The 18,959-nt window shown below is 62.6% G+C and carries 17 protein-coding genes, 2 tRNA genes and 1 other annotated feature; of the genes, 11 read left to right on the top strand and 8 right to left on the bottom strand.

All coding sequences use genetic code 11. The features are described 5' to 3' along the window. The first annotated feature begins 55 nt into the window (after nucleotides 1–55). The 3 genes from ACVDHI_RS02005 to ACVDHI_RS01995 are packed head-to-tail and all read left to right on the top strand — an operon-like array spanning nucleotide 56 to nucleotide 3,239. A complete protein-coding gene (locus ACVDHI_RS02005; RefSeq protein WP_041213299.1) occupies nucleotides 56–898 on the top strand; it encodes an AAA family ATPase in 843 nt (280 codons plus the stop codon). Further along, nucleotides 899–2,062: a vWA domain-containing protein gene (locus ACVDHI_RS02000; protein WP_323891611.1), complete on the top strand. Its 1,164-nt coding sequence runs from the start codon at nucleotides 899–901 to the stop codon at nucleotides 2,060–2,062. A gap of 55 nt (nucleotides 2,063–2,117) precedes the next feature. Further along, nucleotides 2,118–3,239 carry a beta-ketoacyl-ACP synthase III gene (locus ACVDHI_RS01995; protein WP_039039348.1) on the top strand — a complete coding sequence of 374 codons (1,122 nt, stop codon included), beginning with the start codon at nucleotides 2,118–2,120 and terminating at the stop codon, nucleotides 3,237–3,239. A gap of 70 nt (nucleotides 3,240–3,309) precedes the next feature. On the opposite strand, the gene tsaA is transcribed toward ACVDHI_RS01995, so the two are convergent. Next, complete coding sequence (tsaA, locus tag ACVDHI_RS01990; RefSeq protein ID WP_447211626.1) at nucleotides 3,310–4,014, bottom strand: tRNA (N6-threonylcarbamoyladenosine(37)-N6)-methyltransferase TrmO; 705 nt, start codon at nucleotides 4,012–4,014, stop codon at nucleotides 3,310–3,312. 316 nt (nucleotides 4,015–4,330) lie between these two features. Here tsaA and ACVDHI_RS01985 point away from each other — a divergent pair, with 316 nt between their 5' ends. Continuing rightward, complete coding sequence (locus ACVDHI_RS01985; RefSeq protein ID WP_111736036.1) at nucleotides 4,331–5,326, top strand: NAD-dependent epimerase/dehydratase family protein; 996 nt, start codon at nucleotides 4,331–4,333, stop codon at nucleotides 5,324–5,326. Between the two features lie 71 nt (nucleotides 5,327–5,397). On the opposite strand, the gene ACVDHI_RS01980 is transcribed toward ACVDHI_RS01985, so the two are convergent. The 4 genes from ACVDHI_RS01980 to cydD all read right to left on the bottom strand — a co-directional run bounded on the left by ACVDHI_RS01980 (nucleotide 5,398) and on the right by cydD (nucleotide 9,785). Further along, the gene (locus ACVDHI_RS01980; RefSeq protein ID WP_039039351.1) at nucleotides 5,398–5,784 is read right to left on the bottom strand and encodes a DUF488 domain-containing protein; all 387 of its coding nucleotides are present in this window, start codon (nucleotides 5,782–5,784) and stop codon (nucleotides 5,398–5,400) included. Nucleotides 5,785–5,792: 8 nt separating this feature from the next. After that, the gene (gene rcsF / locus ACVDHI_RS01975; protein ID WP_010673578.1) at nucleotides 5,793–6,164 is read right to left on the bottom strand and encodes an Rcs stress response system protein RcsF; all 372 of its coding nucleotides are present in this window, start codon (nucleotides 6,162–6,164) and stop codon (nucleotides 5,793–5,795) included. A 107-nt stretch (nucleotides 6,165–6,271) separates the two neighbouring features. After that, nucleotides 6,272–8,017: a heme ABC transporter ATP-binding protein/permease CydC gene (cydC, locus tag ACVDHI_RS01970; RefSeq protein ID WP_447211625.1), complete on the bottom strand. Its 1,746-nt coding sequence runs from the start codon at nucleotides 8,015–8,017 to the stop codon at nucleotides 6,272–6,274. Continuing rightward, the gene (gene cydD / locus ACVDHI_RS01965; protein ID WP_447211624.1) at nucleotides 8,010–9,785 is read right to left on the bottom strand and encodes a heme ABC transporter permease/ATP-binding protein CydD; all 1,776 of its coding nucleotides are present in this window, start codon (nucleotides 9,783–9,785) and stop codon (nucleotides 8,010–8,012) included. The genes cydC and cydD overlap by 8 nt, the downstream gene beginning before the upstream one ends. A 201-nt stretch (nucleotides 9,786–9,986) precedes the next feature. Between cydD and ACVDHI_RS01960 the strand changes: the two genes are divergently transcribed. Together ACVDHI_RS01960 and ACVDHI_RS01955 are read left to right on the top strand one after the other, a co-directional pair. Next, a tRNA-Gly gene (locus ACVDHI_RS01960) sits at nucleotides 9,987–10,060 on the top strand. Nucleotides 10,061–10,154: 94 nt separating this feature from the next. After that, nucleotides 10,155–10,229: transfer RNA gene (locus ACVDHI_RS01955), tRNA-Gly, on the top strand. A 147-nt stretch (nucleotides 10,230–10,376) separates the two neighbouring features. Here ACVDHI_RS01955 and arcA read toward each other — a convergent pair. Continuing rightward, nucleotides 10,377–11,096 (bottom strand): two-component system response regulator ArcA, encoded by a 720-nt coding sequence (gene arcA, locus ACVDHI_RS01950; RefSeq protein WP_010673581.1) that lies wholly within the window; start codon nucleotides 11,094–11,096, stop codon nucleotides 10,377–10,379. Nucleotides 11,097–11,481: 385 nt separating this feature from the next. Between arcA and ACVDHI_RS01945 the strand changes: the two genes are divergently transcribed. After that, complete coding sequence (locus ACVDHI_RS01945; RefSeq protein WP_082180751.1) at nucleotides 11,482–11,880, top strand: DUF3293 domain-containing protein; 399 nt, start codon at nucleotides 11,482–11,484, stop codon at nucleotides 11,878–11,880. A 107-nt stretch (nucleotides 11,881–11,987) separates the two neighbouring features. Further along, nucleotides 11,988–12,467 (top strand): putative 4-hydroxy-4-methyl-2-oxoglutarate aldolase, encoded by a 480-nt coding sequence (locus tag ACVDHI_RS01940; RefSeq protein ID WP_048208766.1) that lies wholly within the window; start codon nucleotides 11,988–11,990, stop codon nucleotides 12,465–12,467. Between the two features lie 3 nt (nucleotides 12,468–12,470). Here ACVDHI_RS01940 and ACVDHI_RS01935 read toward each other — a convergent pair whose 3' ends face one another. After that, on the bottom strand, nucleotides 12,471–12,947 hold the full coding sequence (locus ACVDHI_RS01935; RefSeq protein WP_039039355.1) for a hypothetical protein: 477 nt from the start codon (nucleotides 12,945–12,947) through the stop codon (nucleotides 12,471–12,473). Between the two features lie 166 nt (nucleotides 12,948–13,113). Between ACVDHI_RS01935 and ACVDHI_RS01930 the strand changes: the two genes are divergently transcribed. Continuing rightward, nucleotides 13,114–13,503: an META domain-containing protein gene (locus ACVDHI_RS01930; protein WP_039039356.1), complete on the top strand. Its 390-nt coding sequence runs from the start codon at nucleotides 13,114–13,116 to the stop codon at nucleotides 13,501–13,503. Nucleotides 13,504–13,605: 102 nt separating this feature from the next. On the opposite strand, the gene aceK is transcribed toward ACVDHI_RS01930, so the two are convergent. Then, nucleotides 13,606–15,333 carry a bifunctional isocitrate dehydrogenase kinase/phosphatase gene (gene aceK / locus ACVDHI_RS01925; RefSeq protein ID WP_447211623.1) on the bottom strand — a complete coding sequence of 576 codons (1,728 nt, stop codon included), beginning with the start codon at nucleotides 15,331–15,333 and terminating at the stop codon, nucleotides 13,606–13,608. A 195-nt stretch (nucleotides 15,334–15,528) separates the two neighbouring features. On the opposite strand from aceK, the gene ACVDHI_RS01920 reads away from it, so the two are divergent. Together ACVDHI_RS01920 and thrA are read left to right on the top strand one after the other, a co-directional pair. Next, the gene (locus tag ACVDHI_RS01920; RefSeq protein ID WP_039039357.1) at nucleotides 15,529–16,236 is read left to right on the top strand and encodes a tRNA/rRNA methyltransferase; all 708 of its coding nucleotides are present in this window, start codon (nucleotides 15,529–15,531) and stop codon (nucleotides 16,234–16,236) included. A 69-nt stretch (nucleotides 16,237–16,305) separates the two neighbouring features. After that, nucleotides 16,306–16,439: a sequence feature (Thr leader region), on the top strand. Nucleotides 16,440–16,496: 57 nt separating this feature from the next. Further along, nucleotides 16,497–18,956 carry a bifunctional aspartate kinase/homoserine dehydrogenase I gene (gene thrA, locus ACVDHI_RS01915; RefSeq protein WP_042878884.1) on the top strand — a complete coding sequence of 820 codons (2,460 nt, stop codon included), beginning with the start codon at nucleotides 16,497–16,499 and terminating at the stop codon, nucleotides 18,954–18,956. Nucleotides 18,957–18,959 lie beyond the last annotated feature (3 nt).

Below are 18,959 nucleotides of genomic sequence, written 5' to 3'. Positions count from 1 at the left end.
ATTCTCTCTTGCCGAGGGGGCTTCCGCTGCCTGGGCATCCAATGGAAGGGATCTCATGGGATTTGCAGGAAGCGATCGCTATCTCGCATCACAGGCACTGAAGATGGCCGTCGATGCCGCCATCGTGCTGGAGAAGCCGCTGCTCATCAAGGGTGAGCCCGGTACGGGCAAGACAGTGCTGGCGGAGGCGGTGGCCGAATCCCTGGGCGCCGAGCTCATCAGCTGGCACATCAAGTCCACCACCAAGGCCCAGCAGGGGCTCTACGAATACGATGCCGTCGCCCGGCTGCGAGACTCCCAGCTCGGTGACCCCAGGGTCGGGGAGATAGGCCACTACATCCGCCGGGGCAAGCTGTGGCAGGCCTTCAGCGCAGAGCAGCGGCCAGTGCTGCTCATCGATGAAATCGACAAGGCGGACATCGAGTTTCCCAACGATCTGCTGCTGGAACTGGATCGGATGGAGTTCGATGTCTACGAGACCGGCGAGCGCGTGAAGGCGCGCCAGCGCCCCGTGGTCATCATCACCTCCAACAACGAAAAAGAGCTGCCGGACGCCTTCCTGCGCCGCTGTTTCTTCCACTACATCCGCTTTCCCGACAAGGCCGAGATGCAGGCCATCGTCAAGCTCCACTACCCAAACCTCAAGGAGCGGCTGCTCGACGAGGCGATGACGCTCTTCTTTGAGCTGCGTGCGGTAGAGGGGCTGCGCAAGAAGCCGTCCACCTCCGAGCTGCTGGACTGGATCCGGCTGTTGTTGGCCGACGACATCGCCCCCGAGGCCCTGCGCACCCGTGAGCCCGGCAAGCTGGTGCCCGCTCTCTACGGTGCCCTGCTCAAGACGGAGCAGGACTTGCACCTCTTCGAGAAGCTCGCCTTCCTGGCGCGCCGCGGCGGCTGAATGCTCATCGACTTCTTCCTTCACCTGCGCCGCCACAAGCTTCCTTGCAGCCTGCGGGAGTTGCTCGACCTGCACGGGGCGCTGGCAGCCAGACTGGCCAGCCTCGACATGGACGAGTTCTACCAGCTATCCCGCTGCCTGCTGGTGAAGGATGAGGCGCACTACGATCGCTTCGATCGCGCCTTCGCCGAGTATTACGAGGGATTGGCCGCCATCCCCCTGTTGCCGGAGAGCCTGCCTGACGACTGGCTGCGCCAGGAGTTCGAGCGACTGTTAAGCCCGGAGGAGAAGGCGTTGCTCCAATCCCTCGGCGGGCTTGACCAGCTGCTGGCGACCCTCAACCAGCGGCTAAGCGAGCAGAAAGCGCGCCACGCCGGCGGCAACAAGTGGGTTGGCACCGGGGGCAGCAGCCCGTTCGGTCACGGCGGCTATCACCCGGAAGGGATCCGCATGGGGGGAGAGGGCCAGCACGGGCGGGCGACCAAGGTGTGGGAGGCGCGCCACTTTCGCAACTTCAGTGACGACTCGCCCCTGGGGCAGCGCGCCATCCAGCTCGCCCTGCGCAAGCTCAGGCGCTGGGTGCGCCGGGGCAATCCCGACGAGCTGGATCTCGACGACACCATCCAAAGCTCGGCCAGGCAAGGCTGGCTCGATGTGAAACTGCGGCCCGAGCGCCACAACGGGGTCAAACTGCTGGTCTTCTTCGACGTGGGGGGCTCCATGGATGCCCACGTGGCCGAGGTGCAGCGCCTCTTCTCGGCCCTGCGCCACGAGTTCAAGCACCTGGTGTTCTTCTATTTTCACAACTGCCTCTACGACTTCGTCTGGCAGGACAATGCCAGGCGCCATGATGATCGGTTCGATACCTTGCGGCTGCTGCGCACCTACGGCAGCGACTACAGGGTGATGGTGGTGGGGGATGCGAAGATGGGCCCCTATGAAATCACCTGGCCAGGTGGCAGCGTAGAGTACTGGAACGAGGAGCCCGGCCAGGTGTGGCTCGGGCGCCTGCAACAACATTTCCCCAAGATGGTGTGGGTCAATCCGCTGCCAAGGCAGGAGTGGCTGTGGCACCCCTCCATCAAGTTGATGAACGAATTGATCGGCGGGCGGATGCACCCGCTGACCCTGGCGGGTCTGGCTGCGGCCATCGACCAGCTGTGATCCTCTGAACCCTAAAAAACAGACAAGCCGGGATTGCACCCGGCCAGGAGCAAAGATGACCTCTATCGTAATCAGTGGCTCAGGCCTCTATACCCCTCCCTTTGCCGTCAGCAATGAAGCGCTGGTGGCGGCCTTCAACCAGTACGTGGATCTCTACAACGAGGAGAACGCCTCCGCCATCGATGCAGGGCAGCTGCCTGCCAAACAGCACTCGAGCTGCGAGTTCATCGAGAAGGCCTCCGGCATCAAGAGCCGCTATCTGGTGAGCAGCGAGGGGGTGCTGGATCCCGACATCATGCAACCGCTCATGGCGGAGCGCCCGGACGATCAGCCCTCCATCATGGTGGAGATGGCGGTGGCGGCCGCCGAGCAGGCGCTGATTGCCGCCGGTCGTGAACCGGGGGAGATCGATCTTGTCATCGTCGCTGCCTCCAACATGCCGCGCCCCTACCCGGCGCTGGCCATCGAATTGCAGCACTATCTCGGCGCCAGCGGCCTGGCATTCGACATGAACGTGGCCTGCTCTTCCGCCACCTTCGGGATCAAGACCGCCGCGGACATGCTGGCGGCAGGCACCGCCCGGCTGGCGCTGGTGGTCAATCCGGAGATCTGCTCGGGTCACCTCAACTTCCGCGATCGGGACAGTCACTTCATCTTCGGTGACGCCTGTACCGCCGTGCTGCTGGAACGGGAGGCCGATTGCCAGGTGGCCAACCCCTGGCAACTGGTGGCCAGCAAGCTGGTGACCCAGTACTCCAACAACATCCGCAACAACTTCGGCTTCCTGAACCGGCTCAGCCCGCGCACCCGCTACGGCGATGACAAGCTGTTTCGCCAGCAGGGGCGCAAGGTGTTCAAGGAGGTGCTGCCCCTGGTGTGCGATCAGATAGCCTCCCAGCTGGCGGAGCAGGGATGGGCGGCCGATGGCTTGAGCCGGCTCTGGCTTCATCAGGCCAACCTCACCATGAACCAGTTCATCGGTCGCAAGTTGCTGGGCCATGACGCCAGCCAGCAGGAGGCACCTGTCATCCTCGACCGCTACGGCAACACCAGCTCGGCGGGTTCCATCATCGCCTTCCACCTCTTCAACCAGGATCTGCCGAGCGGGGCTCGCGGGGTGCTCTGCTCCTTTGGGGCCGGTTACTCCATCGGCAGCCTGCTGCTGCAGCGGCGCTGAGCACCCTGTTTTGCCCATAAAAAAGCCACCCGAGAGGGTGGCTTTTTTCATGCTGCCCGAGAGGCTTTTTTCAAGCGGGTTCGATGGCCAGTACCTGACATTGCGGTTCTTTTATCTGAAATCGCACGTTCACATCGAACAATCTGACACCGTACACCTTGTCATCCGGCTTGCCCTTCTTGTAAGCAGGGCGGGGATCCTGAGCCAGCACCTCCCTCACCAGTTCACGCAGCTCCGGGTGGGCCTTGAGCCAGGGGGCGAGCTGTTGCTCGGCCTGTGCGCTGAAGCTCACCGCCAGCGGCGGGGGGGGGGCATCGGGGGCGAAACCGCCACGGGCGTGGGGCAGGCTGTCGGCATAGGGGACATAGGGCTTGATGTCGACAACGGGGGTGCCGTCGAGCAAGTCCACGGCGCCCAGCTCGAGCCAGAGCTTGCCGCGCTCACGTCCCACCCCGTGCAGTTCGACCACGGAGAGGCCGAGGGGGTTGGGGCGGAAGGTGGAGCGGGTGGCAAAGACCCCGACCCGCTCGTTGCCGCCGAGGCGCGGCGGGCGCACCGTCGGGTGCCAGCCCTGATCCATGGTCTGGTGAAACACGAAGCTGATCCAGAGATGGGAGAATTGCTCGATGCCGCGCAGCGCATCGGGCTGATCATAGGGAGGAAGCAGTTCGAGGCGAGCGCGAGCCGCGCTGACCAGGCCGGGCTGGCGGGGTATGGCGAACTTCTCCTTGTAGGGAGAGCGGATGATCCCTAGGGTATCGATATCGAACTTCATGGCGGATCCTGGCTGAAAACCCGGGCAATGTAGCACAGGCACGCCGAAAACGCAGGGGGAGCACCAGGACGCGGCCCCTGTGATCCCGATCCCAGACCCGGTGCCCGGGGGCTGTGTCCTGGTGCCAACTTGCGTAGGGTGGGGCGGCAAAAGGGGTGGCGGGGGAGCGGGCAAGGAGCCTGCTGCCCGCACCATGACGATATGCCTGGCGGCATCAGGGCGTGCCTGGGACGTGTGCTCACCATGCCAGGCCATGGCCGTTTCGGCTGCCCGTGGAGGGGCTGCAAGGAGAGGGCGCCATAGAGGAGAGACAGGGATGAAATTGTTGATTATCGGCGGCACCGGCTTTCTGGGTCGCCACCTGACCACGCTGGCCCTGGATTGGGGGCACGAGGTGACGCTGTTCAATCGCGGCCACCGCCAGCACCCGGATTGGCGGGAGCTGACCCAGCTTCACGGGGACAGAGACGGGGACCTGGCCCCCTTGCGGGGCGAGGGGCGGCACTGGGATCTGGTCATCGACACCTGCTGCTATCGCCCCGAACAGGCCGAAGGACTCTCTGACGCTCTGCTGGGGCGCTGTGATCGGCTCATCTTCATCTCCACCATCAGTGTCTATCGCGATTTTTCCCAACCCGGCATGGATGAGTCGGCCCCCTTGCACGAGATAGCAGGAGCGCCCACCGACTACGGCCCCCTCAAGGTGCTGTGCGAGTCGGTGTATCGTGCCCGCTGGGGAGATCGCCTGTGCACCCTGCGCCCCGGCGTGCTCTGCGGCCCCTTTGACCCGACCGCTCGTCTTGCCTGGTGGGTGAGGCGGGTGCAGCGGGGCGGGCACTGGCTCTTGCCGGGGCAGGGGGAGGACAGGCTGCAATATCTGGATGTACGCGACTGCGCCGAGTTCGTGCTGCGGGCTGCCGAGCAGCGACTCGCTGGGTGTTTCAACCTGATCAAGCCCGGCATCGCACTGAACGACTGGGTGGAGCGCCTCGCTGCCCGGCTGACGCCAGCGACCCCCTTGCAGCTCGAGTGGGCTCCCTGGCGTGACCTGATGGCGGCAGGGGTGGCGCCCTGGCAAAGCTATCCCACGCTGCTGCCAAACGAGCTGCCCGAGTATGCTGGGTATGGCACCATCAGCGCCGAGGCCGCCATCGTCCATGGGCTGAACTTTCGCCCCCTGGAGGAGACGGTTGACGATCTGGTGGTATGGCTTGCCAGCAACCCCCGGGGGCCGCTGCCGGGCATGACCCCGGATGAGGAACAGGCCTTGCGACGACGAGTGGAGGTTTCCTTGTCATCGAATGCGTACTAGCCGACATCATAAAGAAGAGGGCACCCCGGGGTGCCCTCTTCTCATGTGGGGTGTTCATCCATGACGGGCGCTCAGCGCAGCAATGCACCTGCGTCGGCCAGCAGGGTCCTCAGCACACTGCGATGGCAGCGGGACTCCTGTTCGCAGTAGCATCCCACCGAGAAATGGGTGGTGTGGGAGAGGGCGGCCAGCAGGGCCAGATCGTGCTTCGCGGCCGGGGCGGCCATCTCGGCCTTGTACTGCTTGCAGAAAGCGGTCCACCGGGCCGGGGTGTCGGCAGTCTGACCGAGTTTCATGGTCTCGGCGCTGGGGGCCAGATTGGGGAACCAGACGTCGTACCAATCCTGGCTGGCGAACGCCGCTTTGGGCACGCCGCGAGGGGGGCGACGCACGGTACCGATGCGAAGCCCCTCATCCTCGAGGCGGGGGCTGCCGAGTCGCACGATGGCGATCGCCATGGCAGGTCTTACTTCTCTTCGGCCACTTTCAGCGCCTGACCGTAGCAGATCACCTGTTTCAGGCAGCCGGGCACGTCGCTGAACTCGGCGCACTTGTCGAAGCTGACGCCGTTGCCCCCCATGTCCGCCACGCGGCGGCGGGCCAGGGTGCGGGCTTCACCGGCATTGGGCACCGCCTGATTGGCATCGCTCTGGCAGGATTCCCCCTCGACGGTGCCGAGGTAGAGGTAGTTGAGGTCGGCGAGCTCGCTCTGCTCGTAGATCCGCACGCTCCCCGGCTTGAAGTACTCGTCGAAGTTTTCCTTGTCCAGATTGCTGTTGAAGGCGAAGTCGGCGCAACCGGAGGCAATCAGGGGCATCATCAGGATCAGGCGTTTCATATCGGCATCTTGTTGGGTGGCGAGTGGGCCATTATAGGGGGCAGTCGCCGATGGCGACCAGCCCCATTTTTAGCCATATCAATGGATTGTAGCGAGACGACCCCGGATCAAGCGGGGGCCAGTCGCCGGTGCAGGCTGCGGTAGTGATCATCTTCCAGCAGCTCCTGGTGGGGGGCACACAGACGGATGCGACCCTCTTCCATCAGGGCTACCCTGTCCATCCGTTCCAGCCCCAGCAGGCGGTGGGAGATGAGCAGCAGGGTGCGATCCGCCCCCAGGGTCAGCAGCAGATCCATGATCTCCCTTTCGGTCTGGGTATCGAGCCCTTCGGTGGGCTCGTCCAGCAGCCAGAGCGGTGCATCGTGGAGCAGGGCGCGGGCGATGCCGATGCGGCGGCGCTCCCCGCCGGAGAGCGGACGCCCGCCATCCCCGAGCCAGGCATCCAGCCCCTGTTCGGCCTGCTCACCCTCATCGCGCAGCAGAGTTCCGAGCCCCACCTGGGTGAGCACCTCGATGAGCCGTTCGTCGCTGGCTCCGGGGGCGGCCAGGGTGAGGTTGCCACGCAGGGTATCGGCAAACAGGTGGACCCGTTGGCTCACCACGGAGCAGGAGGCGCGCAGCGCCTCTTCGCTGTAATCGGTGAGGGGCTTGCCATCGAGCAGGATCTCCCCCGATAGGGCCGTCCACTCCCGGGTCAGCAACCCCATCAGGGTGGACTTGCCACAGCCGGTCTGCCCCAGCAGCGCCAGCTTCTCCCCGGCATGCAGTTGCAGGGTGCACCCTTGCAGCACGGGGGCATCCTGGCCTGGATAGGTGAAATGCAGGTCGCTTATCTGCACGGCACCCCGGGCAGCGGGGGCTTGCTGTGCTCCCCACTCCGGCGCTTTGGCCTCTTGCAGGATCTCGTTGAGACGGCGGGCGGAGGTGAGGCTGGTGGAGAGGTGCTGGAAGGCACCGGCCAGTGGCAGCAGCGCCTCGAAGCTCGCCAGGGTAGCGAACACCATGAGTGCCGTGATGGGGTCAGGGGAACTGCCACCGACGCCGTGACCGGCCAGCCAGAGCATCAGGGTCAGAGTCCAGCCGCTCAGCAACTGCACCGAGAAGGCGGCCAGACCGCTGACGCGGGCCATGCGGGCCTGGGCCCTGATCAGGGCCTGCTCCGCCTGCTGCAATCCGGTGAGCGCCTCGGGAGCGGCGGCGAACATCTGCAGTTCGGCCTGGCCGTCCAGATAGTCCACCATGCGGGTACGCAGGTTGGACTTCTCGGCGATGAGCTGGCGGCCCGGTGCGCGCCCGGCAAAATAGAAAACCAGGGGCAAGGCCAGCATGCCAAAGAGCAGAATGGCTCCCAGCGTCAGCGCCAGGCGACCATCGAAGAAGGAGAGGAAGAAGACCAGCCCGGCGCAGCTCAGCAGCGCCGCCCCAATGGGGGTGATGAGGCGCAGATAGACGTGATCCATGGCATCGATGTTGGCCACCAGACGGTTGAGCAGGTCAGCCTGGCGAAAACCGGCAAGGGAGCCGGGGGAGAGAGGGGAGAGCTTTTGCCAGAACCAGACCCGCAGCCGGGTCAGCACCCGGAAGGTGGCGTCGTGGCTCACGACCCGCTCGCCCCAGCGACTGGCGGTGCGCACGATGGAGAAGAAACGCACGCCCCCCGCAGGGGTCATGTAGTTGAAGGTGTCTCGGGTGGCGACCGCCAGCCCGGCGACGGCGGCGGCGGAGAGGAACCAGCCGGAGAGGGAGAGCAGGCCCATGCCGGCCACCAGGGTGACCAGGGCCAGCAGCAGGCCGATGGAGAGGCTGAGCCAGTGCTGGCGATAAAGGCGCAGGAACGGCAATAGATCAGTCATCGAGAGAGTCTCCGAAACCTTGGGATTGCGACAGGAGGCGGGCGAAGGGGCCCTGGGCCTCGCCGAGTGCGGCAAAACGTCCCTGCTCCACCAGCTTGCCGTGCGCCAGCACCAGGATGTTGTCCATCTGGCTGAGCTGATCGAGGCGGTGGGTGATCATCAGCAGGGTCTGACCTTGTGCGGCCTGCTCGAGGGCGCTCATGACGGCCCGCTCAGAATGGCGATCCAGGCTGGCAGTGGGTTCATCCAGCACCATCATCTGGGTCGTCTTGAGCAGGGTGCGGGCAAGGGCGATGCGCTGGGCCTGGCCGACGGAGAGACCGCCCGCCTGATCCCCGACCCGATAGTCCAGCCCTTTCTCATTGACGAACTCCCAGGCCTGGGCGCGCTTGAGCGCGGCTTCCAGCTCGGCGTCGCTGGCGGATGGTCTGGCCAGCAGCAGGTTGTCCCGCAGGGTGCTGTGGAAGAGTTGGGGATTCTGGGAGAGCCAGCCTAGCTGCTGGCGCCACTGGCTGATGTCCAGGGTACGAAGCTCCACTCCGTTGACGCACAGGGAACCGCGATAGGGGGCAAAACCGAGCAGGGCATTGACCAGGGAGCTCTTGCCCGCGCCGCTGATGCCGACCAGGGCGGTGCGCGTGCCGGCTTCCAACGTGAAATCGAGGGGACCGACCAGCACCTTGCCCTCGGCGCTCAGCACTTCCAGGCTGCGGGCTTCTACCTTGACGGGGCCATCCGCATGGAAGGGGAGCGTCCCGGAGGCGGGTTCGCTCACGTCGGCCTCGAGAAATTCCAGCAGTTGTTCGGCGGCGCCAATGGCCTGTGCCTTGGCGTGATAGTGGGCACCGAGTTCCCGCAGCGGCGCGTAGAACTCGGGGGCGAGGAAGAGCACGAACAGGCCGGTAAAGAGGGTGACCTTGACGCCATAGCTGCCAAAGTTGAGGTGATCGATGTAGGAGAAACCGAAGTAGACGGCCACCAGGGCCACCGCGATGGCGGCGAAGAACTCCAGCACGGCCGTGCTCAGGAAGGCGAGGCGCAGCACCTCCATGGTGCGCTCGCGAAAATCTTCCGATGCATCGCGGATGGCCTCCCCTTCCGCCCGGGTGCGCATGAAAAGCTGCAGGGTGCGCAGCCCCTTGAGGCGATCGAGGAAGTGGCCTGAGAGGCGTGCCAGCGACTGGAAGTTGCGGCGGTTGGCATCGGCGGCGCCCACCCCCACCAGGATCATGAAGAGAGGAATGAGGGGGGCCGTGCCGAGCAGAATGAGGCCCGCCGCCCAGTTGACCGGGAACACGGAGACCAGGATCACCAGGGGAATAAAGACGGCGATGGCCATCTGGGGCAGATAACGGGAGAAGAAGTCCTGCATCTCTTCGATCTGCTCGAGCAGCAGGCTGGCCCAGCTACCGGCGGGGCGACGCTGGATATAGGCAGGGCCGAGCCTGGCGAGGCGGGTGAGCACCAGCTCGCGGATGGCCTGGCGCACCGCACTTCCCGCCTTGAAACTCGCCACCTCGCGGCCATAGGCCAGGGCCGCCTTGGTCAGGGTCACCAGCAACAGACTGATGAAGAGGGGGGCGGAGTGCTCCGGCGTGGAGCCTTCGATGATGAAACCGTGCAGCAGGGTCGCCAGCAACCAGGCCTGCATCACCATCAGGACGCCCTGACCCAGCCCGAAGGCGATGGAGATGCCGATCCAGCGCCGACCATGGCCCGATTGTTTGCGCAACCAGCCATAGAGATGTTTCTGTCTGTTCTTGTCCATTACCACCCTCCTCAAACGAGTGGCGCAAGACTATCGTCGCCCCCACGGCTTGGCAACCTTGCAGAACCGGGCGGATGAACATCATTGTGTGAAAAATCGGCTTCATGCTCATTAGTTGGCCGAACAGCTTGATTTATGGCAAAAAATGCGAGGGCGGTGATTGCGCTCGGCGGCAAAATGCATATAGTAGAGGCCACTGACGCGGGTGTAGTTCAATGGTAGAACGGTAGCTTCCCAAGCTGCATACGTGGGTTCGATTCCCATCACCCGCTCCACATTCCAGATGGCGGCACGCGCCGTTGTCCATATCAGCCAGATGGCTGTCTGTCGTGGGGACTCCCCATCACACCAAGTACGTTTTGATGCCTAGCGGGCATCGTATAATGGCTATTACCTCAGCCTTCCAAGCTGATGATGCGGGTTCGATTCCCGCTGCCCGCTCCAGTCTTCACACAAAAAGCCCACTCCTGTGAGTGGGCTTTTTGTTGTCTGTTTTTTGATGCCGGCGAGAGTGCCAAAGCGCCCAAGCTGAAAGGCGCAGACATGGAAAAGGCGCCACAGGGCGCCTTTTCAACTCGGGAGTGGGGAGGATTACTCCTGCTCCAGCTCGCCGCAGAAGCGATAGCCTTCGCCATGGATGGTGGCGATGATCTCCGGGGTGTCGCCCACGCTCTCGAAGTGCTTGCGAATACGGCGGATGGTCACGTCCACGGTGCGGTCGTGGGGCTTGAGTTCGCGGCCCGTCATCTTCTTGAGCAGCTCGGCACGGGTCTGGATCTGGCCGGGGTTCTCGCAAAAATGCAGCATGGCGCGGAACTCGGAGCGGGGCAGCTTGAACATGTCGCCAGCCGGGCTGACCAGGGCGCGGCTGTTGATGTCCAAAGCCCAGCCATTGAACAGATAACGTTCCACCAGCTTCTTCTCTTCGCCACCGGCGGCCACATTCATGGTGCGACTCAGCAGGTTGCGGGCACGGATGGTCAGTTCACGGGGATTGAACGGCTTGGTAATGTAGTCATCTGCGCCGATCTCCAGCCCCAGGATCTTGTCCACTTCGTTGTCGCGACCGGTCAGGAACATCAGGGCGATGTTGTCATCTTCACGCAACTCGCGCGCCAGCAGCAGGCCGTTCTTGCCCGGCAGGTTGATGTCCATGATCACCAGGTTGATGGTGTGGCTGGTCAGGGCCTGGTGCATCTCGTCACCGTTGTTGGCTTCCAGCACGATGTAGCCTTCGGCTTCGAAGATGCTCTTGAGGGTGTTGCGGGTGACCAGCTCGTCTTCGACGATCAGAATATGTGGTGTTTGCATGAGTATTCCCAGATTCTTATCAGTTAATTATCGAAATTTTAACACTCTTTGGCGTTATCCGACCGGTCCTGAAAATTTATTACGTCATCCTGGGTATGAATATCAGGTCGAATCATCGCGAATTTGGTAACTATGTCGGCAAGCATCCCTGTGCCGTACATGGGCTCTCAACAAGTCTGAACAAGAGAAGCCCGGAGAGGTAGTCCATTACAAAAGTTGCTGCATTTTATCAGTTAACAGGCGCATAACAACACTCTTTGCCGTCAGATAGCAACTTTTTAACTCAGCTTTGATATAAGTCAATCCCCGAGTTCGCTGCATCATACTTGGGCTGACCCGCTTTTTCGCCCTTAATAAATGTAATGGGATGTAACATGTGGTTGACATGACTTTGTGGGAAAACTACAGAAAAGTGTGCTTCATCGCCCCCTTTGCGCCTCCCAGCTGCCCAGCCTACGCCATTGTCACGGCCTGGAACCCGGCCAGCAGGTGGGTGGGGCTGCGCCGCAATGCCCGTCGCCAGCGAGCCCTTGTCCGGCAAGTGGGCGAGTGTCCCGTCATGGGAGAGGTCTGGGGGAGCGATGAGGATGAGCGCTGGCAGGAGGCGTCGCTGTTGTTGCCGCTTTCGCTGCCAGAGGCGATCCGGCTGGCCGCCCGATTTGGCCAGAATGCCCTCTATTGGGTGCGTGAAGGAGAGCTCTGGCTGGTGCCCGTGTTGCTGGAAGGGCCGCCCTGTCATCTGGGGGCGCTTGCGTCCCGCTGGCGGCTCAGGCCTTCGGGCTGACATGGCCCCCCGCCATCCGCACAGGGCACCCGGCCGGTGGATTGTCAGCGCCCCGACATGATGAAAGAATGAGCGGACACATTTCACTCCATGGAAGGATGATGATCATGCTGGACCTGCTGCCCGACCTTTGCGATGAACATGGCGACGCCCTTAGGATCGCTGACCCCCTGTTTCAGGACTATGGCGGCAAGGCGCTGTTTTACGGCGAGGCCGTGACCCTCTCCTGCTTTGAAGACAACAGCCTGGTGCGTGATCTGGTCAATCGTCCCGGCCATGGCAAGGTGATGGTGATCGACGGGGGCGGCTCCCTGCGTCGGGCGCTGCTCGGGGATCAGCTGGCCATCAAGGCGGTGGAGCAGGGGTGGGAGGGGATCCTCATCAATGGTGCCGTGCGGGATGTGGGGACGCTGGCGACCCTGGCGCTGGGGGTCAAGGCCCTGGCCCCCTGCCCGGTCAAGACCGAAAAACGGGGCCTGGGCACGCTGGACACCGTGGTCTCTTTTGCCGGTGTGACCATAGCGCCCGGCGACTATGTCTACGCCGACCTCAACGGTGTGCTGGTGAGCGGCGCCAGGCTCCTCTGAACCTCAGAAGTTGAAGCCCACGCCCAGAGTGAGAAAGTGTTCCGTGCTGAAGGCACTGAGTCCGTAATTGGCGGTGATGGCCAGGGAGGGTGTCACCAGCAGGCTGCTGTTGAGCTCAACCAGGGTGCTGGCCTTGCTCACCTCCAGTTGCTTGAGCTGGCTGCCGATGTTGAGTGACGGGGAGAGGCGATAGCGCACCCCAGAGCTGATATTGAACCCGGCCTGCCCGCTTTGGGGGCCGATGGCGGGGCCGGCCTCCATGTAGAGGCTGATGTCATCCTGAAGCGGGTATTGATAGCCGGTATTGATGAGCCAGAGGTCGAAGTTGTCGCCAAGATGGCTCTGGTTGCCGAGCAGTACGCCGGAATAGCTTTTGACGTAGAGCGGGTTGTCCGATTCGGTCTGGAGAAAACTCCAGTCGGCGGCCTGAGCCGAAAAGACGAGGCTGGATGCCATGGCGATGACGAGAGACTTGACCATTCGTTTCCCCTCCCTGGGTCCGAACAGGACTACAAGCATGGCACATGCCAGCGGGGAGTAAAGGGAACCCCGATCACAATAAAAGAGTTTTGATTGACGCCGCAGTCATGGTACACAGGCCCCTCACTCCGTGTCGTTACGACACGCTCCATCACGAGGTGAACTGATGAACAACAAACTGATCCTGCTGGCCGCTCTGGCCCTGGGAGGCTGCGCCATGACTACGGGGTCCACGCTGGCACAATTGCAGGCATCGACCTGGCAACTGCAAGGGGCGAGCGGTGATACCTTCACCCTGCAGGTCGCCGGTGACAAGGTGGCGGGCAAGGGCGGCTGCAACCGCTACTTTGGCGGCATCACAGAGCAGGGTGACGGCGTGTTGACGCTGGGCGCCATGGGTTCGACGCGCATGATGTGTGCGGGGGATCTGGCCGGCAAGGAGATGAACTACCTGCAGACCCTGGAGAAGGTGGCGAGCTTCCAGATCAGCGGCAAACAGCTGGTGCTAAAGGATGCCGACAAGGCCACCTTGCTGACCTTTGACGCCGTGAAATAAGCCGGGATCTCGTCAAAGGCTGTCGCAGGCGGCCCCTGCGCCAGCGTGCAGAAGAATGTGAAAAGGGACGCCATGGCGTCCCTTTTTGTGCCTGATGCCGGGTCATCCCCCTCGCTGGAAGCGAAACCGCTTCTTGCGCCGGTAGGGATAGACATCCTCGAACATCCCCTCCTTGATGTTGCTCTGCAGCATCTTCCAGTAGTTGGCATCGAAGAGCTCCTTGTGCAACTGCATCATGATCTCCCGCACCTGGGGTTTTTGCAGCAGGAAGGTGGCGAACTCCTCCGGGAAGATGTCGTTGGGTGCCACCGAATACCAGGGTTCGGCGCTCCACTCGTCCTCCGGGTAGCGCGGCGGCGGGATCTGGCGGAAGTTGCACTCCGTCATATAGCAGATCTCGTCGTAGTCGTAGAAGACCACCCGGCCGTGGCGAGTCACCCCGAAGTTCTTGAACAGCATGTCGCCGGGGAAGATGTTGGCCGCCGCGAGCTGGCGGATGGCGTTGCCGTACTCCTCCAGAGCGAGGCGGGTCTGCTGTTCGTCCGCCTGCTCCAGATAGAGGTTCAGGGGGATCATCTTGCGCTCGGTGTAGAGGTGTTTGATCACCAGCTTGTCGGCGGTGAGGGTCAGCGCAGAAGGCGCCACCGCCTTGAGCTCGGTCAACAGCTCCGGCGAGATGCGATCGAGGGGAAATTCGAAGTTGGTGAACTCCTGGGTATCTGCCATGCGGCCCACTCTATCGTGCTGTTTTACCAGCCGGTATTTCTCCTTCACCTGCTCGTGGCTCACCTCCTTGGGCGGGGTGAACTCGTCTTTTATCACCTTGAACACCACATCGTAGGAGGGGAGGGTGAACACGCTCATCACCATCCCCTTGATGCCGGGCGCAATGACGAACTGCTCCCGGCTCTGGGCCAGGTGCTGCTGATAGTGGCGATAGAGCTCGGTCTTGCCGTGTTTCTGGCAGCCGATGGCGTTGTAGATTTCATAGTCCGGCTTGCGGGGCATGATCTGGCGAAGGAAGGCCACAAAGAGCGCCGGCACCGGGGCATAGACCATGAAGTAGGCGCGGGCGAAGCCGAACACGATGGAAGCCAGCTCCGGCTCGAAGATGACGGTGTCCACATAGATGCTCTGACCGGTGCTGAGCAAGGGCAGGATGAAGGGATAGACTTCGCCCTTCACCCGGATGAGCCCCACCAGATAGGCTCCCTTGTTGCGATAGAACACCTCCCTGAGCAGTTCGATGGCGAAGGGCTCCTCGTGCAGGATGGCCGGGCCGCTCTCTGCCAGATGGCGGTGGATGTCCATGATGTCCCGCTGCTTGTCTTCGAAAGGGAGGGTGAAGCTGTAATCCCCGAGCAGCTGGCTCAGGGTCTGGGGCAGGTGGGAGAGATCGGTGCGATAGATACGCAGCAAGGATCCCAGGTCAGGCTTGTCGCCCCGGCTCACGAAGGGGTGGATGTAAAGGTTCTCGTCGCGGATGTTGCGATGGCGGAAGATGCGGCGATAGACGGAATTGAAGAAAGACTCCGCCACCTCGAAGTTCTCGCAGCGGGGCAGGAGATCGCTGAAGGCGCCTTTCACCTGCTTGAGCAGGGCCTGGGTCGGCAGCTGCTCCCCCATCATCTGTTTGATCTGCGCCGTGGTGGCGCCGACATGGTGATCATAGAGGCGGATGCGCTCTCGACCGGCGAGCTGCACCCCCAGCCAGTCGCTGTTCTCGAAACGGCTCTTGCTGCCCTGGGTTATCTCGAGAAAGCGGCTGTAAAACGACTCAAAACGTTGCAGGATCGTCTCGGCGACCGCCTGCTCCAATGGCTGCTGCATCTCTCTCTTCCTTGTGATCTGTCGGGCCCATGGCGTCAGTGCCCTGAGGCGGCGGACTCGCGTCCAAGGCCACTATGGCAACATCCAAACATCTGTTCAAGTGGCAATATTTCGGGATAAACGGTAGATTGCGCCCCTGTTTTGCCGACGGTTCGCCGCAGTTCGCGGCGTCGGCCCCATCCTGGAGAGAACCCGATGAAACTCTATTTTGTGCTGGTGTCGCCCGCCCGTGCCGCCAACGTGGGGGCTGCTGCCCGCGCCATGAAGACCATGGGCTTCGATGCCATGCGACTGGTGGGGAGCCGGGTGCACGAAGAGGAGGAGGCGAGCTGGGTTGCCCACGGGGCGCAGGAGATCCTGACGGATGCGCAAGCCTTCGACACCCTGGAAGAGGCCCTGGCGGACATGGATCTGGTGGTCGCCACCACCGCCCGGCAGCGCGGCCGCTACCAGCACTACCTCACCCCGGCGGACATTCGCGACCAGATCCGGGCCAAGCCCTCCCTCGAGAAGGTGGCCATCGTGTTTGGCTGCGAGGAGTCCGGACTCTCCAACGAACAGCTTGCCCAGGTGGATCTCATCAGCTACCTGCCTCTCAAGGTCTCATACCCGTCCCTGAACCTGGGTCAGGCGATCATGCTGTATGCCTATGAGCTGAGTCCGCTGCTCGATGACCAGAAAGTGAGCGACGAGCAGGACGTAGCAGAAAATTTCGAGAGTGCCGGGCAGGTTCGCGTGCTGAAATCAAAAACAGCAGAATTGCTTGGTGAACTCGGAGTTTCGCAGGATGAAAAACTGCATCAATGGGTGATGGACCGAGTGCCCATGCTGCCGCAGCGGGATCTCAATATGCTCCATCTGCTCTGCAAAGACCTTGCCCGCAAGTTTGGCAAGGAGGTTTAGGTTGACAGCCCCTCGCCGGGCGCGGTATTGCTAACAACCAGATTCGTTCAAGAGTGTTCGTCATGCAGCTATTCACCAACATCATCACCACCACCATTATTACCGGTACCACCACAGGTGGCACTGGGGCCGGTTGATGCGCTGACGAACAAGCACAGAAATCAGAAAAAGGCCCGTACCCACCCAGTACGGGCCTTTTTTGTTGGATTGTTTTTAGACCTATTAGCAGATCAATTTGCAGGGAATACAGGGAGATAGCGATGAGAGTGTTGAAATTTGGCGGGTCGTCACTGGCCGACGCAGAGCGTTTCTTGCGGGTTGCCGATATCGCGGTGAATACCCATGGCCAATCCCAGGTGGCCCTGGTGCTGTCGGCACCGGCCAAGGTGACCAATCACCTGGTCGCCCTGGTGGAACAGACCAGTCGCGGCATGGATGCAAGCAGTACCCTGTTCGAGATCAACGGTATCTTCTCCCGTCTGCTGGCCGGCTTGAAGGCCGCCTATCCCGCGCTGGATGACAAGGCGCTGCAGGCTCGTTTGACCAGTGAACTGGATCAGGTGGAGCGGCTGATGCAGGGTATCCGTCTGCTGGGGCTGTGCCCGGACAACGTCCAGGCCCGTATCCTGAGCCGTGGCGAGAACCTCTCCATCGCCTTCATGCACGAGCTCTTGCGGGTGCGCGGCATCGAGCTGGATCTCATCGTGCCCGAGCAGTTGCTGGTCACCGATGGCGGCTACCTCGAAGCCCATGTGGACATCGAAGCCTCCCGGGTGCGCTTCGCCGCCAAGGGCCTGCGCTCTGATTGTCTCTACCTGATGCCGGGCTTCACCGGGGGCAGCGACAAGGGCGAGACCGTGCTGCTGGGCCGCAACGGCTCCGACTATTCCGCCGCCGTCTTGGCCGCCTGCGTCGATGCCGAGTGCTGCGAGATCTGGACCGACGTGGAGGGCTGCTACAACTGCGACCCGCGCCTGGTACCGGATGCCTACCTGCTCAAAACCCTCTCCTATAAAGAGGCGATGGAGCTCTCCTACTTCGGTGCCAAGGTGCTGCACCCGAAGACCATCGCCCCCGTGGCCCAGTTCCACATCCCCTGCCTCATCAAGAACAGCTTCAACCCTCAGGGTCCGGGTACCCTCATCGGGGTCGATCAGGGGGATGACGATCTGAAGGTGAAGGCCATCTCGGATCTCTCCGGCATGTGCATGTTCAACGTCTCCGGTCCCGGCATGAAGGGCATGGTGGGCATGGCCGGTCGCATCTTCTCCGCCGTCTCCCGCGCCGGGGTCAGCATCGTGCTGATCACCCAGTCGTCCTCCGAGTACAGTGTCAGCTTCTGTATCCACAGCTACGACAGCGACAAGACCCGCAAGGTGCTGGAGCGCGAGTTCGAGCTGGAGTTCAAAAACCAGTTGCTGGACCCGCTCGAGATCATGACCGATCTGGCCATCATCTCCCTCATCGGTGACGGCATGCGCACCTCCAAGGGGATGGCGGCGCGCTTCTTCACCTCCCTGGCCCAGGCCTCCATCAACATCGTCGCCATCGCACAAGGGTCGAGCGAGCGCTCCATCTCCGCGGTCGTGCGCTCCGGCAAGGTGGCGGAAGCCATCAAGGCGTGCCACCAGAACTTCTTTGGCAGCCAGCAGTTCATCGATCTCTTCGTGGTCGGGGTAGGCGGCGTCGGTGCAGCCCTGGTGGATCAGATTGCCCGCCAGCAGCCGGTACTGGCCGAGCAGGGCACCGGCCTGCGGGTAGTGGGTATTGCCAACAGCCGCCAGATGGCGGTCAACAAGGATGGTCTGGCCCTCGCCAACTGGCGTGAACAGCTGGTGGAAGCACAAGGCAGCTTCAGCCTGGAGGCGGTGAAGAAGCTGGTGGAAGAGAGCCACCTCATCAACCCGGTGATCGTGGATTGCACCTCGAGTGAAGCCGTGGCCGTCCAGTACGCCGACTTCCTCGGGGCCGGCTTCCACGTGGTCACCCCGAACAAGAAGGCCAACACCGGGTCGCTGGATTACTACAAGGCGCTGCGTCGCACCGCCCGCCAGACCCGCCGCAAGTTCCTGTACGAGACCAACGTGGGCGCGGGCCTGCCGGTCATCGAGAACCTGCAAAACCTCATCAAGGCCGGTGACAAGCTGCGCGCCTTCGACGGCATCCTGTCCGGGTCGCTCTCCTTCATCTTCGGCAAGCTGGATGAGGGGATGGCCTTCTCTGAGGCTACCCAAATCGCCCGCGGCAACGGCTTCACCGAGCCGGATCCCCGCGATGACCTGAACGGCATGGACGTGGCTCGCAAGCTCCTGATCCTGGCCCGCGAGGCCGGCATGGCGCTGGAACTCTCCGATGTGGAGGTGGAGCAGGCACTGCCGCCGGGCTTTGATGTGAGCGGCGACGTGGAGGCCTTCATGGCCCGCCTGCCCGAGGCCGACGGCTGGTTCCGCGACCAGTTCGCGGCGGCCCAGCGTGAAGGCAAGGTGCTGCGTTACGTCGGCTCCATCGAGGGTGGCAAGTGCAAGGTGGCCATCAAGGCGGTGGGTGGCGACGAGCCCCTGTTCAAGGTAAAAGACGGGGAGAACGCGCTCGCCTTCTTCTCCACCTATTACCAGCCCATCCCCCTGGTACTGCGCGGCTATGGCGCAGGGACCGAAGTGACCGCCGCCGGTGTCTTCGCCGACGTGCTGCGCACCCAGAACTGGAAGCAGGAGCTGTAACAT

The sequence above is a fragment of the Aeromonas sp. 25-248 genome, from assembly GCF_053005425.1.
The sequence above is the reverse complement of the archived record's forward strand: the minus strand, read 5'-3'. Positions and strand labels throughout refer to the sequence as shown.

What these genes read in the sequence shown, in the direction of transcription:
- ACVDHI_RS02005 (WP_041213299.1), top strand. Translation starts at nt 56, where the DNA reads ATGGGATTTGCAGGAAGCGATCGCTATCTCGCATCACAGGCACTGAAG.
- ACVDHI_RS02000 (WP_323891611.1), top strand. Translation starts at nt 899, where the DNA reads ATGCTCATCGACTTCTTCCTTCACCTGCGCCGCCACAAGCTTCCTTGC.
- ACVDHI_RS01995 (WP_039039348.1), top strand. Translation starts at nt 2,118, where the DNA reads ATGACCTCTATCGTAATCAGTGGCTCAGGCCTCTATACCCCTCCCTTT.
- tsaA (WP_447211626.1), bottom strand. Translation starts at nt 4,014, where the DNA reads ATGAAGTTCGATATCGATACCCTAGGGATCATCCGCTCTCCCTACAAG.
- ACVDHI_RS01985 (WP_111736036.1), top strand. Translation starts at nt 4,331, where the DNA reads ATGAAATTGTTGATTATCGGCGGCACCGGCTTTCTGGGTCGCCACCTG.
- ACVDHI_RS01980 (WP_039039351.1), bottom strand. Translation starts at nt 5,784, where the DNA reads ATGGCGATCGCCATCGTGCGACTCGGCAGCCCCCGCCTCGAGGATGAG.
- rcsF (WP_010673578.1), bottom strand. Translation starts at nt 6,164, where the DNA reads ATGAAACGCCTGATCCTGATGATGCCCCTGATTGCCTCCGGTTGCGCC.
- cydC (WP_447211625.1), bottom strand. Translation starts at nt 8,017, where the DNA reads ATGACTGATCTATTGCCGTTCCTGCGCCTTTATCGCCAGCACTGGCTC.
- cydD (WP_447211624.1), bottom strand. Translation starts at nt 9,785, where the DNA reads ATGGACAAGAACAGACAGAAACATCTCTATGGCTGGTTGCGCAAACAA.
- arcA (WP_010673581.1), bottom strand. Translation starts at nt 11,096, where the DNA reads ATGCAAACACCACATATTCTGATCGTCGAAGACGAGCTGGTCACCCGC.
- ACVDHI_RS01945 (WP_082180751.1), top strand. Translation starts at nt 11,482, where the DNA reads ATGACTTTGTGGGAAAACTACAGAAAAGTGTGCTTCATCGCCCCCTTT.
- ACVDHI_RS01940 (WP_048208766.1), top strand. Translation starts at nt 11,988, where the DNA reads ATGCTGGACCTGCTGCCCGACCTTTGCGATGAACATGGCGACGCCCTT.
- ACVDHI_RS01935 (WP_039039355.1), bottom strand. Translation starts at nt 12,947, where the DNA reads ATGGTCAAGTCTCTCGTCATCGCCATGGCATCCAGCCTCGTCTTTTCG.
- ACVDHI_RS01930 (WP_039039356.1), top strand. Translation starts at nt 13,114, where the DNA reads ATGAACAACAAACTGATCCTGCTGGCCGCTCTGGCCCTGGGAGGCTGC.
- aceK (WP_447211623.1), bottom strand. Translation starts at nt 15,333, where the DNA reads ATGCAGCAGCCATTGGAGCAGGCGGTCGCCGAGACGATCCTGCAACGT.
- ACVDHI_RS01920 (WP_039039357.1), top strand. Translation starts at nt 15,529, where the DNA reads ATGAAACTCTATTTTGTGCTGGTGTCGCCCGCCCGTGCCGCCAACGTG.
- thrA (WP_042878884.1), top strand. Translation starts at nt 16,497, where the DNA reads ATGAGAGTGTTGAAATTTGGCGGGTCGTCACTGGCCGACGCAGAGCGT.